At 65.4% G+C, this 14,936-nt stretch carries 18 protein-coding genes; 14 read left to right on the top strand and 4 right to left on the bottom strand.

Annotated features, from left to right (window positions below; genetic code table 11):
• Positions 1–421: 421 nt before the first annotated feature.
• Complete coding sequence (locus AB5J55_RS14765; protein ID WP_369271124.1) at positions 422–1,723, bottom strand: GNAT family N-acetyltransferase; 1,302 nt, start codon at positions 1,721–1,723, stop codon at positions 422–424.
• A 409-nt stretch (positions 1,724–2,132) separates the two neighbouring features.
• Here AB5J55_RS14765 and AB5J55_RS14760 point away from each other — a divergent pair, with 409 nt between their 5' ends.
• Both AB5J55_RS14760 and AB5J55_RS14755 read left to right on the top strand, forming a co-directional pair.
• On the top strand, positions 2,133–2,675 hold the full coding sequence (locus AB5J55_RS14760) for a hypothetical protein (protein ID WP_369271123.1): 543 nt from the start codon (positions 2,133–2,135) through the stop codon (positions 2,673–2,675).
• 317 nt (positions 2,676–2,992) lie between these two features.
• Positions 2,993–3,640, top strand: coding sequence for a hypothetical protein (locus tag AB5J55_RS14755; protein ID WP_369271122.1), 648 nt, complete (start codon positions 2,993–2,995; stop codon positions 3,638–3,640).
• 195 nt (positions 3,641–3,835) lie between these two features.
• Here the strand turns inward: AB5J55_RS14755 and AB5J55_RS14750 are convergent, their stop codons facing one another.
• Entirely contained in the window at positions 3,836–6,067 is a 2,232-nt protein-coding gene (locus tag AB5J55_RS14750; RefSeq protein ID WP_369271121.1) for a protein kinase, read from the bottom strand.
• Entirely contained in the window at positions 6,057–6,476 is a 420-nt protein-coding gene (locus AB5J55_RS14745; protein ID WP_369271120.1) for a hypothetical protein, read from the bottom strand. The genes AB5J55_RS14750 and AB5J55_RS14745 overlap by 11 nt, the downstream gene beginning before the upstream one ends.
• A 295-nt stretch (positions 6,477–6,771) precedes the next feature.
• On the opposite strand from AB5J55_RS14745, the gene AB5J55_RS14740 reads away from it, so the two are divergent.
• Entirely contained in the window at positions 6,772–6,915 is a 144-nt protein-coding gene (locus AB5J55_RS14740) for a hypothetical protein (RefSeq protein ID WP_369271119.1), read from the top strand.
• A 35-nt stretch (positions 6,916–6,950) separates the two neighbouring features.
• On the opposite strand, the gene AB5J55_RS14735 is transcribed toward AB5J55_RS14740, so the two are convergent.
• Positions 6,951–7,403: an NUDIX hydrolase gene (locus AB5J55_RS14735; protein WP_369271118.1), complete on the bottom strand. Its 453-nt coding sequence runs from the start codon at positions 7,401–7,403 to the stop codon at positions 6,951–6,953.
• A 30-nt stretch (positions 7,404–7,433) separates the two neighbouring features.
• On the opposite strand from AB5J55_RS14735, the gene AB5J55_RS14730 reads away from it, so the two are divergent.
• The 11 genes from AB5J55_RS14730 (at position 7,434) to AB5J55_RS14680 (ending at position 14,905) form a co-directional block, all read left to right on the top strand.
• Entirely contained in the window at positions 7,434–8,213 is a 780-nt protein-coding gene (locus AB5J55_RS14730; protein ID WP_369271117.1) for a GntR family transcriptional regulator, read from the top strand.
• 138 nt (positions 8,214–8,351) lie between these two features.
• Positions 8,352–8,708, top strand: a complete 357-nt coding sequence (locus tag AB5J55_RS14725) for a hypothetical protein (protein ID WP_369271116.1) — start codon at positions 8,352–8,354, stop codon at positions 8,706–8,708.
• A 2-nt stretch (positions 8,709–8,710) separates the two neighbouring features.
• Positions 8,711–10,066 (top strand): FtsK/SpoIIIE domain-containing protein, encoded by a 1,356-nt coding sequence (locus tag AB5J55_RS14720; RefSeq protein WP_369271115.1) that lies wholly within the window; start codon positions 8,711–8,713, stop codon positions 10,064–10,066.
• An 82-nt stretch (positions 10,067–10,148) separates the two neighbouring features.
• Positions 10,149–10,352, top strand: coding sequence for a hypothetical protein (locus AB5J55_RS14715; protein ID WP_369271114.1), 204 nt, complete (start codon positions 10,149–10,151; stop codon positions 10,350–10,352).
• A complete protein-coding gene (locus tag AB5J55_RS14710) occupies positions 10,352–11,056 on the top strand; it encodes a DUF2637 domain-containing protein (RefSeq protein ID WP_369271113.1) in 705 nt (234 codons plus the stop codon). Before AB5J55_RS14715 ends, AB5J55_RS14710 begins: the two co-directional genes overlap by 1 nt.
• 60 nt (positions 11,057–11,116) lie before the next feature.
• Complete coding sequence (locus AB5J55_RS14705) at positions 11,117–11,308, top strand: mobile element transfer protein (RefSeq protein ID WP_053198142.1); 192 nt, start codon at positions 11,117–11,119, stop codon at positions 11,306–11,308.
• Between the two features lie 12 nt (positions 11,309–11,320).
• Entirely contained in the window at positions 11,321–11,476 is a 156-nt protein-coding gene (locus tag AB5J55_RS14700; protein WP_243380681.1) for a hypothetical protein, read from the top strand.
• A gap of 24 nt (positions 11,477–11,500) precedes the next feature.
• Complete coding sequence (locus AB5J55_RS14695) at positions 11,501–11,821, top strand: SpdD-like protein (protein ID WP_369271112.1); 321 nt, start codon at positions 11,501–11,503, stop codon at positions 11,819–11,821.
• Positions 11,822–11,949: 128 nt separating this feature from the next.
• Complete coding sequence (gene repSA / locus AB5J55_RS14690) at positions 11,950–13,317, top strand: replication initiator protein RepSA (RefSeq protein WP_369276185.1); 1,368 nt, start codon at positions 11,950–11,952, stop codon at positions 13,315–13,317.
• Positions 13,314–13,511, top strand: a complete 198-nt coding sequence (locus tag AB5J55_RS14685) for a helix-turn-helix domain-containing protein (protein WP_359443110.1) — start codon at positions 13,314–13,316, stop codon at positions 13,509–13,511. Before repSA ends, AB5J55_RS14685 begins: the two co-directional genes overlap by 4 nt.
• Positions 13,511–14,905: a tyrosine-type recombinase/integrase gene (locus AB5J55_RS14680; protein WP_369271110.1), complete on the top strand. Its 1,395-nt coding sequence runs from the start codon at positions 13,511–13,513 to the stop codon at positions 14,903–14,905. The genes AB5J55_RS14685 and AB5J55_RS14680 overlap by 1 nt, the downstream gene beginning before the upstream one ends.
• Positions 14,906–14,936: the final 31 nt, after the last annotated feature.

Here is a 14,936-nt window from a genome sequence, read left to right as displayed (position 1 = left end):
AGGGCGTAGGCCACGACCCGAGCGACCCGCCACGCTCGGCTCTCGATGAGCCCTTGCAGGAGACTACGCACGGAAGACTTCTAGCGCAGCGAAGGGCTGTGGTGGGCTTCATCGCCGGCATTGGGTGCGACTCCTCCAAGCCTCTCGCGGAGTACTGCAGGTCGCCGTGCTTCGCGCTCCTGCACACCCGCCAACACGCTTTCCAACTGAGGTGGTGGGGTGATGGGCGTTGTTGGGGGGCGTTCACCTGCGTTCATGGGCGGCTGGGAGTCGGCATGGTCATGGCTCGGATTCTCGGCTGAACGGTCGTGAACGGCCTTGAATGAGACGGAAACTGAGACGGACGGCGGTGGCTCGCCAGCAGACATGACGTCTGACAGATGCTCCCGGCCGATTGGCGGTGCGGAAGGCTCCCGGCGGGTCAACTGACCCAGATGCCCTCGGGCGAGAGCCGCCGTGCGAGGCGCTGGCCGGCGTCGCTGATTGGGGTCGACCAGGACACATCGGCAACCTGGCATCCGAAGTCGTCGGCGAGATTCTGCACGAGCTTGGCGCCGATGCCCTGCCGGCGATAGACATCCGCAACCCAGACGAGGCCGATACGCGGGCGCAGAGTGTCGTCCTCGTTGCCGTACCGCGACCCGTCGATGAGATCCCAGCGGCGGTGCTGGCTGGTGTCGTGGGCGTTGAGGTAGCCGATGACGTACCCGTTCGCCTTCAACAGGTACGCCCGCACGTTGTCCGGGGTCGATTCAGGCTCACCAAGGTGGGACCAGGAGTTGAAGTCGTAGCCGTTCTCCTTCTGGGGTATCCGCCCCACTTGGTAAGCGAGCCTCCGCCACACGATGGGGGACTGCGATGTCACGACGGCCAGGTCGCCCCACCACTCCAGGTTCTTGGGGACCGTGACGCCGAAAGCCCACGCCGCGTGGTGGGTGGTGTGCCCCTTACCGTTGCCCCAGGTCTCTCGCAGGCTCATCCCACAGGGGCACTTTTCGCGGCTCGCCAACTCCACCGTGCGGAACTGAACAGGTGTTGCGCCGTAACTGAGGTCCTGGTCTTGGCCTCCCACCCAGGGCCGGATGGGCGCATCCTCCGGCTCGACATACCCCGTCCAGCGGTCCACCCACCCTGGGTACCTGTCGGGATACCGCTCCCGTATCTGCTTTTCGACGGGCGACAGCGTCGGACGAACCCACACGCTTCCGGCGGTCGCCCGACCATTGAGACGCACTCCACGGCCTTTGGCTTTGCCCCGCAGAAACCTCAGAAATGCGCCAGGCGGCGCGTCAAAGTCGATGCCACGGATCAGCTCCCGCTCACCAGGCGCGAGCCAGTCATCGACGGGGAGTGCCAGTCGGTCGGCGAGTGCGTGAAGTCTGCTGTATTTATTGTCCAACTCGGCGACACGCAGGGCCTCGATGGTGGCCTCGACATGTGGGAACGGAACGAACAAGGTGACCCAACTCGGGCCGCTTCCCCAAGAGAAGTCGCCCGGGTAGCCGTCGTACCAGATGCGGTCGATAAAAGCGTCACGTGCTCTGTCGACGGCCTCTACGTAAGCGGTGGGCAACTCAGGGTCGTATCCCAGCGAGTTCGCTGCGCCGACGTATCCATCACGGTTGAGCTCGACGGCGGCGTACCAACGGGAAGCCCGGACATGGATCTTCCTGGAGCGCCAGTTACGTGGATCAGGGTCAAGATAGATAGTCCGCTCGGTCATGTGCGCGACTCCGTAACTCGCCAGCATCTGTTGCAGGGGTCATATCCAGGCCGACAGCACGGCAAGCAGCCGGGGCAGCTGCTGCGGCCCAGCGGGTTCCCACAGCTGATCGGATCCATGATCGACAACGGTAGGACACTCTGAGGGCGGTGGGCAGGACTTTCTGGAGACGGCAGCTTGGGAAGCTCGGCTCTTCTGGCCCGGGTCCCTCTGCTGACCTGCGTCCAAGGGCGCTGGCGCCCTAGTGAACTGCCGCTCGATACCCCAGTGTTCCCCGTGGTTCCCCGCACAACCTGGCACGGGTCTGGCACGACCTCTTCATCTCGCGGTTGACCAAGCTTGGCTGCGTTTACGAGGCAGTTGACGGGATCAGCGTCATGAGGGCTGGTCCCAGAGGCATGATGGCGCCGTGGATGCGGGGGTATGGGTCGGGGCAATCTTCGGACTGGGTGGCACCGCGCTCGGCGGTGGGCTCTCCATTTGGGCGTCGATCTCGGCACAGAGGCACCAGGCTAAGGCGGCCCGCGAGCTCGTGGTGTCACAGCGGGTGGACGCTGCAGCAGACTCAGTTATCCAGATGTTCTTCCAGATCAAGCAGCATGTGCGGGGGCGACCGCCTGAGGGTGAGACCGAAGGGCATCAGCGCATCCAGCGATGGGAGAAGTCCCTCCAGGATCAGGTCAGCAAGCTGGAACCGATCCTGCTACGGATTCGGGACCGTGAGTTCCGGCTCCGGCTCACCCAGGTCGCCGAGTTCCTGGCGTGGTCCGACGTCACTGAGCCGCAGCTCGGAGGATCGGTCACTATCCTGAGCGCGCTTTGTGATCACGCCTTGGACTGCTTGGGGGCCTTCGTACGGGACGAGCCGCTGCCAGCGGAAGAGGGCGGCATGGCCTGGGCTCGGCGAGTAGAGCACGCGTACGGAGAGGTCATGGAAGGCATGTACGAGTGACGGCCTGCGCGTCACAATGGGCTCCGGCATCCGGTATGCCCGCGCGCAGTCAGCGGGTACCTGGTGGCGTCAGGAATGGATGGGCATGATGTTCCTCCCAGCACGAGGGCGCTCCTGATGGGGAGCTCGCAGCTCTGCGCTGTGTCAGGCAAGGGGGATGCATGTCGGAACCGTTTTTCGGGCGGTCTAGCCGAGCAGAACGAGAGGCGACCTCTCGTGCAGTGCCCGGACCCGCTCGTGGCGTATCCGATCGGGAGGCTTTGCGGCGAGCCGCAGCCGTTCTGGGTTGGCGAGGAGTCGTCGCACCTCGCCGATCTGTGACACTACGTGTCGACGTTGATTTCCCAAGCTTTGGTGATCATTTCTCGGGCGTCCTGGAGATAAGTGGCTCGGATGGTCGACTATCCCATGCAGAAGCGGAAAAGATTCAGCGTGCGAGGATCGCGGCCGACGCGGGCCGTTTGCCGTTCCCTAGGGAATCGGCTACCTCTATTCAGAATAGTGTTCGTGTATTCGAGAGTACGAGCGAAGCAATCGACTTCTTCATCTCGCTGACTTCAGACGTGCACGGTGGCCTTTCGTCAGACCGGGAGCGCCAACTCGTTGATCTGTTGTATAGCGGCGAGGCCTTGGTGCCGAGCTTCAATTCCCCGCCCTCGGCATGGGTGCCCTTGAGAAATGCCGCGGAGCAGGCCTCCGCTATCGGCATTGGGGTCACGTGGGGCGGCAGTAGTATTCCAGCGCTGCTTGGAGCTTACATCGGGGGGATTTTTCTCGTTAAGTTCGTTACCCCAGTAGTTGCCGAAGCTGGTAATGCCACAGCCGCCGGAGTTGGAACAAAAATCCGAGCAGCCTTTGGTGTGGCTCCGTCGCTATCTCCGCAGACACCAGCCGAAGAAAGCGCGAGTGATCCGGCGTCGCCGCCCGAGACACCAACTAGTGGAGCGCAGGAAGGCTCGGGCTGACCGCGGTGGGCACTACCCCGGTGCCCCGCTCGCACGTAAGGTCGAGTGCCCCCCTGCCGCAAGGCAGGCAGGGCCGTCAGGCGGCGGGGACGGCAGATGTCAGAAAGTGTCCCATCGCGGCTAGTACGGACGGCTCGCCCGGACAGCCACCGAGAGCCGGCCATCGCAGGCCCATGATCAAGGTGGCCTCCAAGCTCACACCCGCTCGCCGGCCGAGACGACCGCTTGCATTCTCCTGCCTAGTTTCTCGGCCTCGGTAAGCGACAATTCTGGGACCTCGGTCCGCAACTCAGCGAGGCGGTACCCCTTGCCGATGACCACTGAAGACACTTCAGGGTCCGCTGCTTCCATGGCTTCTACTCTGCGCATGTTGGCCTTCTTCTTTGCTACGTGAGAGTTGCGTGCAACGACTTGTCCAGGAAGATCGAAAACCTTGAATCGAGCTTGCACAACACAGGGTTGCGGAGCCTCTCGATCGCAACGGGAAATCATTTCTACTGTCGTTCGACCAGTAGAGCTCTCGCCCATCACTTTCCACGCTTCAGGCATGTCCAGCACCTTGATCTTTGCACGCGCGCAGACTTGACCACAGAAGGTTCTGAAACTAATACTCGCCGACCCCTCTTCTCGCTCTAGTGACAGTTCACGCAACCTCTTGCTTATCTCCCACATGTGTCCGAAGCGAGCCTTTTTCTCCATATGGGTGGCTGTCGAATATATTTCGACTATCGAAGCACGTGCACCCTCCGATATGCCATCTCTTGATAGTTTATCAGCCATATAGCGGACGTTCCCTAGAGTGTTGCGCTGTTTAGGGTCGGCTTCTGTGAGCAGGAAATAAAGCAGCTGCCCGAACGCATAGACATCGACTCGTTCGTCGCGCGCACGTCCTGTATCGGCAACATTTATCTGCTCTGGAGCGGCGTACTCCTTGTGGCCGATCACGGCATCGCCAGTAAGCTCCGTAGCCGTTGGGAACCATGCCAAATCGAAATCTGTCAGCACTGGGACAAAAGCGCCATCCCGCTGGGCAAGGAGAACGTTCTCTGGCTTAATGTCGCGGTGCACTATGCCCTGCGAATGAGCGTATTGCAGAATATCCGAGATACTGGAGAGTATCCGTATGCGTTCCTCGACGGGGCCAAACGTCCCATATTCCCGCAAATGGGTGCGCAAATTCATCCCGTCGATAAGCTCCATTATGATGGCCGGCGGGATTTCAGTGTAAGTGACAACGTGAACTATGCCATCATGCTTGAGTTGCTCCATGGCGCGGAACCCGCGATGGAAGCGCTGAACCTTGCTATTTTCGACAGATTTACCCATCTCGGCTATTTCATCCGCATGGTAAATCTTTATAGCGCGTGAGGCTGTGCTCTCTTCTTCTGTAGTCAAAGTCCATACGGTGCCGAAGCCGCCCTTGCCGATTTGTTCTCCAATGGTTCCATGTGGCGTCCTGACCCCGGAATAAACCCGCGCAAGTTGAGCCACAGCTTGTTTCACTTCTGTCCTTGCCTGGATGAACGCCTCCTCACCCAGAAGCTCACCGTGTTCCGATGACTGCCTCTTGAACCATCGTGCTATAGGTTTCAGGCCGCGCTCAGCTGCAAGCCAGCCTTCTTGCTTCCACTTACTCGCGGGCACCGTCAAGTGTGATCGCAATGCGGAGGCGTACCTGGTGGCCTCTTCCAGGAGCTTTTCCTTCGATTCGGTATGCAGGGGCTCTGTGCCACGCGGTGGAAGTCCAACTCCGATAATGAAGCTGTCAGCTAGGTCGCCCCTAAGAACGGGGCGCGGCAGTTCGTGACTCTTTAGATCGGCTTCAACGTATTCGTATAGAGCGCCAAGCGTGACGGCCCCACGTGCATTTGCGGCGGATCCGCGGAGGCCCTGCACAATGGCTTCGGTGAATGGGCTTTGTCCGCCCAGTTCTAGTGCTTCGCCCTGAGGGCCACACGCGGCGAGAACAGCGCGGCTACCGCCATACTGAGCCAGCGCAGTCTCGATTTCCGCGCGAAGGTCATCCCGACCAAACAACACTTTCGGGGTGGAGTGGCAGCAATCCAGAATAGCTAGCCACGCCCCGGTAGCTGTCGACATCTCACGCACGAGAAGATAAAGCGGGATTCCCTCATTTCCTGGCTCTCCATCCCAAGTTTCCAGGAATATCTCCGCCCTTGTCTTGGTGCCGTGTCCGCTAAAGTAGAAGAGGTTCAATCCGGAGATATTCTCGGAGAGGGATCGAATGTTGCGGTTTATTGCAGGTATCTTTGCGTCATCTTCTGTAAGGTGCTTAATTTCAACCTCTGGCGCCGCGCCCGTGATGACTGTTTCAATCGATGCGACATCCTCTTGTGCACCGCTTAGGCCTGGTCCGGAAACTCCGACAAGCAGTGCATTGATTCTCAGCGGCTCGTCAATCGTCAAGTATCTTGTCCAGTTCGGCTAGCCAAGTAATAGCGTCGTCGGGAGGCTTCTCAATACGTATCTGCTGTATGGTACCGTCGGCCCTTTGTCGATTGATCGCTATTCTGACGGTTTGAATTGCTTTCGGCTGCCTGGCGGTCTTCACTGATTGCTTGATGAATTCGACTATGAAGCCACCTAGAACGGCAATTGAGAGATGGTTCGCGGCTTCCAGAATAGGCAGAACCCAGACGCCCTTAGGGGCGGCGAGCTGTGCGGGGCTAAAGTCGGGTGCCAGCGTCGTCACACCCTTTTGTCTGAGGAAGCCCACGAACTCTGGCGTAGTGGACGGCAGCAGGCGCTCTGACTCTGCCGTTCCAGGAATCCCCCAGAGGACGGATACTGCTGGAGTCGTCGACACTTTCCTCACCACGCTGAGTATGTGCTGAGTACCTCACCTTCCACTACACGACTGCAATGTGGAGATCGCAACTGGACGCCGCGTGCATAGCCCTGGAGGAACGGACGGCTATATGAGGTAGGCCCGGTGCTGTAGGTCGGCGGAATGGGTTTGGCCGGTGGCCTGCCCGGTCTGGGGTCGAGCATGATCAGGGGCCGTACGCTGGTTGGCAACTCGGGCAGGCTTTGGACCTGCCCGCAATGTGCACGAGTGGCCCCCTGGTCTTGCTCGACGCGGGACCCGGACCGGGGAGGTGGCTAAAGCCGTGGAGCCGACCGCCCCAGCCACGACGTATCTCCTCTCCGGCAAGCGGCGGCTGATTGCTGTGCGCGCGGTACGGGCGCCGGCCGGGCTGGAGCGGGACGAAGGCAGGAGCGCAGGCCCGGCCGGGGGCCGGGCCGCGCGGTGAGCGGAGCGAGCCGCCTTGATGAAGGAGAGAAGGTTTTATCCCGCTGGGATGAGGTGCTTCCCGTCGTGGCTGCGTACGTGGGGGCCGTTGCCGTCCAAGGCGTCCAAGAGCCTGACTGCGAAGACCTCGGACATGCGCGCGCTGACTTCCTCGGGCGTGAGCCAGGAGACGGCCGTGGACTCGCTTGAGGTGCGTTCGGTGCCACCGGAGGGCTTGCAGCGGAAGACCAGGGCCACGATGCCGCGGGTCAAGTTCTTGTAGACACCGGTTAGTTCGTCCACCTCGACGCGGATACCCGTCTCCTCCAGGACCTCGCGGGCTACGCCGGCCTCGGGGGTCTCGTCGAGTTCGAGGATACCGCCGGGGAGCTCCCAGGTGCCGTTGTCGGCCCGACGGATCGCCAGGAGGCGCCCGTCCTCGCGCACCACCACTCCGGCCACGGACACGGAGTGCAGGGGAGACGGCGTCGCTTCCTGTGGTTGACTCATGTAGAGGAGCTTAGGAGGCAGAGAAGGACTATGGGAACTGTGGCTGGCGGGGGCGGGTCCGGGCCTCGGTATGTGCAGATCGCGGACGAGATCGTGCAGCAGATCCGGACAGGTGTCCTGAAGCCTGGTGACATGGTGCCGAGTGAGTCTGAGCTGGTGGACCGCTACGGCGTGTCCGGCGGGACGATCCGTAAGGCCATGGTCGAGGTGCGGGCGAGTGGGCTGGTCGAGACCCGGCACGGCAAGGGCTCGATCGTGAAGAACCGGCCTCCCGTGCGGCACCGGTCCTCTGACCGCTTCCGGCGCTCGCTCCGGCAGGGAGGACAGGCGGCTTACATCGCCGAATCCGCTCAGTCCGGCGCCACCGCCAAGGTCAGCGTCCTCTACATCGGGCCCATGGAGGCGCCCGACGATGCCGCCGAACGCCTGGGCGTCCCCGCCGGCTCGCAGGTGCTGGCCCGCCGGCGCCTCTACTTCCGCAACGGCACTCCGGTCGAGACCGCCACCTCCTACCTCCCCTGGGAAGTCGTGAAGGAGATCCCGGAGCTGTTCGCCGAGAACCCCGGCGGTGGTGGCATCTACGCCCGACTCGAAGACCACGGGCATGAGTTCGCGGAGTTCGTCGAGACGCTGCAAGCGCGGCCGGCCTCCAAGGCGGAAGCCTCGGAGCTGGCGTTGAGCCCGGGTGCGCCGGTGGTTCACCTGATCCGTGAGGCCCGTACGACCGAGGGTCTCGTGGTCGAGGTGTGCGACACGCTAATGGCCGCTGACCAGTTCGTTTTCGAGTATCGGATCCCTGCCTCCGACTGACGCCCTCTCAACTTCCCGCAACCCGTCGCGAGTTCTTCTTCGCGGCGGGTTGACTCATGTACAGGAGTGATGCACTCTTCTTCATGTCACTCATGTACATGAGTGACGGAGTTCAGCATCTATAGAGGAGTGATCTCTGTGCGTCAGATCCCTGTCGACACCGCCGGTGCGGTCGTGATGGTCGCCAAGTCCCCGCAGGTCAAGGTCCGTGACCGTCGGACCGGTGAGGTCGCGACCGACATGGAGACCGGGGCGAAGCTGATGACGGTCGACGTGATGTTCGCGGCCAACGAGGAGGTGGAGATCCTGTCCGTCACCGTCCCGGAGCCCGGCATCACCGGTGAGCTGTCCATGGGCACGCCGGTCGCGCTCACCGGTCTGATCGCGCGGCCCTGGGAGAACGACTTCAACGGCCAGAAGCGGCACGGCATCGCGTTCCGCGCGGTCGCGGTCACCTCGCTCGCCGACGCCGCCGCAGGGCCTAAGGCGGCCTGATCATGACCGCCTTCACGGTCACTCTGGTGCTGGTCGTCGCCGCCGTGGGTCTCCTGCGGTGGCGGCGCCCCGCCTGGTACTGGTTGACCTTCGGGGTCCTGCTGGCCGTGGTGCGGGTCCTGGTCCGGTACGGCTCGGTCATGGACGCGTGCGGGCTGACCGTTCCACCGGCGCGGTGGCGGCTCGCCCTGGCTCGTGCCACCAACCGACCGTTTCCGGAGTCCCGTTCACCGCGTATCCTCCGGCTCCGACCGACTCGTACCGGCCTGGTCCTGCGGCTCAAGCTTCGCCCCGGACAGGACGCCTTCGACCTCGCCGCCGCCTCGGACCGGCTCCGGCACTCGTTTTCGATGTACGGCGTGACCTCGCGTGAGCTGCGCTCTGGTGTCGTAGAGGTGCGGATGACCGGCTACGACGTGCTCAAGCGGGTGCAGATGCCGGCCGAGACCGATACTCGGACCATGCGTGTGCCGGTCGCCCTGCGGCAGGACGGCTCAGTGCACTACCGCGACTACCGGGCGATACCCCACGCCCTCACCCTCGGGGCCACGGAGTCCGGCAAGTCCGTCTACCAGCGCAACTTGGTCGCCGGGCTCGCCCCTATGGACGTCGCCCTCGTCGGTATCGACTGCAAGCAGGGGGTTGAGCTGTTCCCGCTGGCCCGGCGGTTCTCCGCGCTGGCCGACGATCCCGACACTGCGGCCGAAGTGCTGGACGCGCTCGTGGTCCGGATGGAGCGGAACTATCAGCTGATTCGGGCTCAGCAGCGGATCGCCGCCGACGTGCCGGATGCGGAGATCGCCGCCGACATCTGGGACCTGCCGACTGATCTCCGTCCCGTCCCGGTTGTGGTCCTGGTCGACGAAGTTGCCGAACTCGCCCTGTACGCCAACAAGGAGGAGGAGAAGCGCCGGGACCGCATCATCACCTCCCTGGTCCGCCTCGCCCAGCTCGGCCGTGCGGCCGGCATCTATCTCGAAATCTGCGGGCAGCGCTTCGGTTCCGAACTCGGCAAGGGCATCACCATGCTGCGCGCCCAGCTCACCGGCCGTACCGCCCACCGTGTCAACGACGAGACCTCCGCCAACATGGCCTTCGGCGACATCGCCCCGGACGCCGTGCTCGCCGCCATCCAGATCCCGGCCGAGAAGCGGGGGCTCGCCATCGCAGGTGACTCAACCGGAGGTTGGCACCGCATACGGGCCCCGCACACCTCGCTCCGGCAGGCCGTGAACATCTGCAACCGGCACGCCGACCGGACTCCGGACCTGCCCGAGCTGGCTCCGTACCGGCCCGCACTCTCCGGCCTGGCCGACGCTCCCTTGCCGCCTGCCAAGCCTTCCCCGGCTACCGCCTGATCTCTCGGATTCCCACCGGTCGGCGTGACCGCCTTCGCGCCAAGTCCCTACCCCCGCCATGCCCAAAGAAGGGAGAACCGCCATGTGCCCCAACTGCGAGGACTTCGCCCGGACCGTGCTCCTGCTCGGCCAACTCGCCCTGTACGCGGACATGGCCGGCGCCGACCTCGACTTCGTGGAAGCCGTCAGCCCGTCCCTCGCTGTCTCGCTGCCCGAGCCGCCACCCGGGATGTTTCCGGACGGCTACGACACCGACGGTGGTCCCGCCTCCGCGGGTGACCGCTGATGGGCGCCCGCCACGGCCTCCGCGTCGACGCGGTCCTGGTTCAGGCCGTGATCGCCGGTGCTCTGTCCTTCGCCCACCTGCACGACTTGGCCGCCGCTGCCGGGCAGGACGGATGGAAGGCGTGGGCCTATCCGGTCAGTGTCGACCTGCTCCTGGTCGCCGCCTGGCGGCGCCTGCGCAGCGAGGGGCCGTCCCGGCTGGCCTGGTGCTGGTTTCTCGTCGCGCTGTTCGCCTCGCTCGGCGCCAACGTGGCCACCGCCGGGTTCCTGGACCTGTCCGACCCGCCCGCCCTCCTCCGCCTCGGCATCGCAGGATGGCCCGCGGTCGCCTTCCTCGGCGGAACGCTCCTCGCCCACTCGGCGGCTGTGGAGTCGGAGCCGGTTCCGCTGGCACCCACCGCGGACACGCCGGATAGCGAGACCCCACCCGAAGGGCCGGTGCCGGACGCCCAACGCCCTTCGGCCACGGAGGCCATGCCCGCACCTGACGTGGCCCCCGGCTCCATCACGGCCCCCACCTCTCCGGCCGCAGAACCCGCTCCGGCCTCCGTTCCTCAGGTGCCTGCCGTTCTGCTCGACCACGCCCGCAAGGTCGCCGACGAGCACCGCGTCCGTACCGGCGTCCCGATCGACCCCGACACCCTGCGCTCCCGCCTCGGCGTCCCGCCCCACCTCGCCGACGCCATCGCCGCCCAACTCGCCTGACGGGCGGCGGCATTCGGGCCGTGTCCACCTCAACCACGACCCAAGAGGAGACCGACTGACATGCCCGCCCGCGACCACTTCCACTCCGTGATGCGCATCGGTCCGGTGCAGATCGGCACCCACCGTGACCGCCATGGCCAGACCAAGCACGCCGCCGTGTGCACCTCCGACAACTGCGGCTGGTCCTCCGACTACTCCAGTCAGTCCGCCGCTCAGCTCGCCGCCCGTACCCACCGCTGCCGCATCCGCTAGGAGGCCACTGCCATGCAGGTCCCGCTCTGGCTCGCGCTGCTCGTCGTCGGCTACCTCGGCGTCAAGCTCATCCGGCCGCCCGCCTGGCTCATCGCCGTAATCCTGCTGGGCGGCTTCCTCCTCGCCGACAGCGTCCTGGCTCCAGCCATCAACGCCCTCGTCAAGTAAATCGCCCACGAGAGGAGACCACCGATGTTCCGCCCGAAAGTCCCCACCATGCCCACGCCGACGGGCCTTGGCACGCCGCCTGCCGTCGTCGTCGAGCCGACCGCCGTCAGCCCGAACGAAGCGACCCCGCCGGCGCCCCCGACAACTCCGACGCCGTCCCGGCCCACGGTCCAGCTCACCCCCAGCACCGCGCTCGCCCTCGTCGGCGGCGGCACGGCCGTCGTCCTGGTCCTCGGCGTCGTCCTGGTCTCGCTGCTCCTGGCGGTCGCCATCACCGGCGCCTCGGTCGCCGTCTGCGCGGTCGTCCTGCGCTCCCTGCTCGCCTCTGAAGCCAAGCGACGCTGACCGGCCCCCGGGCGGCCTCGATACCGCCAAGCATCCGCCGCCCGGGCGCCGTCCCTGTCCGATCCGATGAACTGGAAGGAACACCCAGCATGGCCCACCGCGCCTCACCCGCGACACCGAGTGCGCCCTTGCCGGACACATTGCTTGACCCGATCATCCTCGGGGACGTTCTCCGGGTGGCCTCGGCCTCCGACTACTCCCGCTGGGAAGAGCAGGTCCGCCGCACCGGCGGCTGCTCCGACCCCGTCCATCTCACCGGCTGGGTCCTCCAGAAGGACAAGACCACCGGCGAGATCCTGCACCACTACTCCACCGCGAACGAGCCGGGCGGACGCCTCCGCCTCGCCTGCGGCAACCGCCGCGCATCCCGTTGCCCGGCCTGCGCCTGGACGTACGCGGGGGACACCTACCACCTCATCCGCGCCGGACTCGCCGGAGACGACCGACGCGACATCCCCGCCACCGTCCGCGACCATCCGCGCGTCTTCGCCACCCTCACGGCCCCGTCGTTCGGCCCGGTCCACAACCGTCCCGATCACGGCACCTGCCGCTGTGGCACCCCACACGCGTCCGACGCCCCTGAGCTGGGCACTGCCCTCGACCCGGACTCCTACGACTACGCGGGCGCCGTGCTGTTCAACAACCACGCCGGACAGCTATGGCAGCGCTTCACCACTCGACTCCGCCGCGAACTCGCCGCCCGTGCCGGCCTGGCCCGCCGGGAACTCGCCGATCACCTTCGGGTCTCGTACGGCAAGGTCGCCGAATTTCAGAAGCGCGGGGCTCTGCACTTCCACGCCGTCGTACGCCTCGACGGCCCGGAGGGGCCCGGGACGCCGCCGCCCGCCTGGGCCACGGTCGGCCTCCTCACCAACGCCCTGCGCGCCGCCGCCGCGCATTCGTACACGTCGGTCTCGGTCTCGGCTGCCGGTGACCAGCCCACCCGGACGTTCCGATGGGGTCGGCAACTCGACGTGCGCCCGGTGAAGGCCTTCGGGGACGGCTCGGACATCACCGAACAGGCCGTCGCCTCGTACGTGGCCAAGTACGCCACCAAAGCCGCTGAGAACACCGGCACGCTGGACCGCCGCATCGGTGAACTCGCCGAACTCGATCGCCACCAGGTCCCCGACCACACCCGGCGGCTGATCACCGCGTGCCGCGACCTGGACAGCCTCTATCCGGACCGGCGCCTCTGGGCCTGGGCCCACATGCTCGGCTTTCGCGGGCACTTCTCGTCCAAGTCGCGCACCTACTCCACCACCCTCGGCGCCCTCCGCCAGGAACGCGCCGACTACCGGGCCGCCCAAGAACGAGACGCCCTCGGCCTCGACGACCGCGAGCCGGACACCGTCCTCGTGCTGACGGACTGGCAGTACGCCGGCCACGGCCACACACCGGGCGAAGCCGCGCTCGCCGCGACCATCGCCCGCGACCTCCAGACCAACCGAGAGACCGCCCGCGACGCTCTCCTGATCGAAGGGAGCACAGAATGACCACGGCCGTCCGGTCACGCACAATGCTCACCTTGACCGAGGTCTGCGAGGAACTGGCCGTCTCGCGCTCGACCTTCTACGACTGGCGAGCCAAGCGCCGTGCGCCGCGCTGCATCAAGCTCCCGAACGGCGACCTCCGGATCAGGCGGAGCGACCTCGATCACTGGCTCGACGACCGTGAGGACGCCGCCTGATGGAGACGACCTACGACGTCAAGGTCTACAAGATCCTCACCTATAAGGGCGCCCGGAAGACCACGTACACCGTGCGCTGGGTGGTCGCGGGGAAGCGCTGGCGTGAGCCCTTCGGCGCCGTCGCGCTCGCAGAGGGCTTCCGCTCCGAACTCATCGGGGCCACGGGTAAGGGCGAGGCGTTCGTCGTGGCCACCGGTCTTCCAGTGTCCCACCGTTCCAAGTCGGCTGCCATGAGCTGGTACAAGTTCGCCGTCGAGTATGTGGACGCCCGTTGGCTTCAACTCGGCGGCAACAGCCGTAAGAACATGGCCAAGACCCTGACCGCGACCACCATCGCGCTGCTGCGGGCCAAGCCGACCCAGTTCGCGCCTGCCGCCGTGCGCACCGCTCTGCGTGAGTGGGCGTTCAATGCGAACCGACGCCCCGACGCGCCCCGAGACGTGGTTGCCATCCTCCGGTGGGTCGAGCGGAACTCCCTGCCCGTCTCGGCCTGGGAGGACCCGGAGAAGGTGGACCAGGTCCTGCGCGCCATCGACACCCGCCTCGATGGCAAGCAAGCGGCGGCATGGTCCCGCAAGCGCAACCGCCGCATCCTCAATGTCGCCATGAAGTACGCCATCCGGAGGCGCATCCTGCGGGCCAATCCCCTTCCCAAGGGCAAGGAGTCGACGGCCGCCGTGAAGACCACGAACGCCGTGGACAAACGGTCCCTGCTGAACCCCGAGCAGGCGGCCGCAGTCCTCGACTGGATACGGCGACGACCACGCGGCGGCGAGCGACTGCACGCCTTCTTCGCCACGCTGTACTACTGCGGACCACGGCCCGAGGAGGCCGTAGCCATGCGGGTGGAGGACGTGACCCTGCCCAAGCCCGATGCCGAGGACCAGTGGTGTGAGCTGCTGATCCACACGGCGACCCCCGAGGTCGGAAAGCAGTGGACCGACACGGGAGAGATCCACGAGCAACGCGACCTGAAGGGCCGCGCGGAGGGCGAGACGCGCACTGTCCCAGGGCATCCCGCCCTGACGCGCATCCTTCGGAAGCACATCGAGGACGAAGAACTCAAGCCGGGTGACCTGCTGTTCCAAGGCGAGTCGGGCGGCGTCCTCGCCGGCTCCGTTATCCGTAGGGCATGGCGCAGCGCCCGTAAGGCCGTACTGCCCCCGCACGTCTTCGAGTCGCCCACCGGACGGCGCGTCTACGACAACCGGAACACGCGCCTGACGAAGTGGCTGAACGACGGGATCCCGCCCGCTCAGGTGGCCGACTGGGCCGGGAACAGCGTGGCCGTGCTCCTGGCGACCTATGCCCGATGCGTCGAGGGTCAGCTGCCCGACCTGAAGAGGCGGCTCGAAGCTGCCGGGGATCTTCCCGAGCGGCCGTCCACCGGCTGACGCCGAGGCCCGGAACTTCGACACGTATTCG

Source organism: Streptomyces sp. R11, assembly GCF_041051905.1.
In the GTDB taxonomy this organism is placed as follows: Bacteria; Actinomycetota; Actinomycetes; order Streptomycetales; family Streptomycetaceae; genus Streptomyces.
This window is presented reverse-complemented; position numbering and strand designations above follow the sequence as displayed.

What these genes read in the sequence shown, in the direction of transcription:
- AB5J55_RS14765 (WP_369271124.1), bottom strand. Translation starts at nt 1,723, where the DNA reads ATGACCGAGCGGACTATCTATCTTGACCCTGATCCACGTAACTGGCGC.
- AB5J55_RS14735 (WP_369271118.1), bottom strand. Translation starts at nt 7,403, where the DNA reads ATGAGTCAACCACAGGAAGCGACGCCGTCTCCCCTGCACTCCGTGTCC.
- AB5J55_RS14730 (WP_369271117.1), top strand. Translation starts at nt 7,434, where the DNA reads ATGGGAACTGTGGCTGGCGGGGGCGGGTCCGGGCCTCGGTATGTGCAG.
- AB5J55_RS14720 (WP_369271115.1), top strand. Translation starts at nt 8,711, where the DNA reads ATGACCGCCTTCACGGTCACTCTGGTGCTGGTCGTCGCCGCCGTGGGT.
- AB5J55_RS14715 (WP_369271114.1), top strand. Translation starts at nt 10,149, where the DNA reads ATGTGCCCCAACTGCGAGGACTTCGCCCGGACCGTGCTCCTGCTCGGC.
- AB5J55_RS14710 (WP_369271113.1), top strand. Translation starts at nt 10,352, where the DNA reads ATGGGCGCCCGCCACGGCCTCCGCGTCGACGCGGTCCTGGTTCAGGCC.
- AB5J55_RS14705 (WP_053198142.1), top strand. Translation starts at nt 11,117, where the DNA reads ATGCCCGCCCGCGACCACTTCCACTCCGTGATGCGCATCGGTCCGGTG.
- AB5J55_RS14700 (WP_243380681.1), top strand. Translation starts at nt 11,321, where the DNA reads ATGCAGGTCCCGCTCTGGCTCGCGCTGCTCGTCGTCGGCTACCTCGGC.
- AB5J55_RS14695 (WP_369271112.1), top strand. Translation starts at nt 11,501, where the DNA reads ATGTTCCGCCCGAAAGTCCCCACCATGCCCACGCCGACGGGCCTTGGC.
- AB5J55_RS14685 (WP_359443110.1), top strand. Translation starts at nt 13,314, where the DNA reads ATGACCACGGCCGTCCGGTCACGCACAATGCTCACCTTGACCGAGGTC.
- AB5J55_RS14680 (WP_369271110.1), top strand. Translation starts at nt 13,511, where the DNA reads ATGGAGACGACCTACGACGTCAAGGTCTACAAGATCCTCACCTATAAG.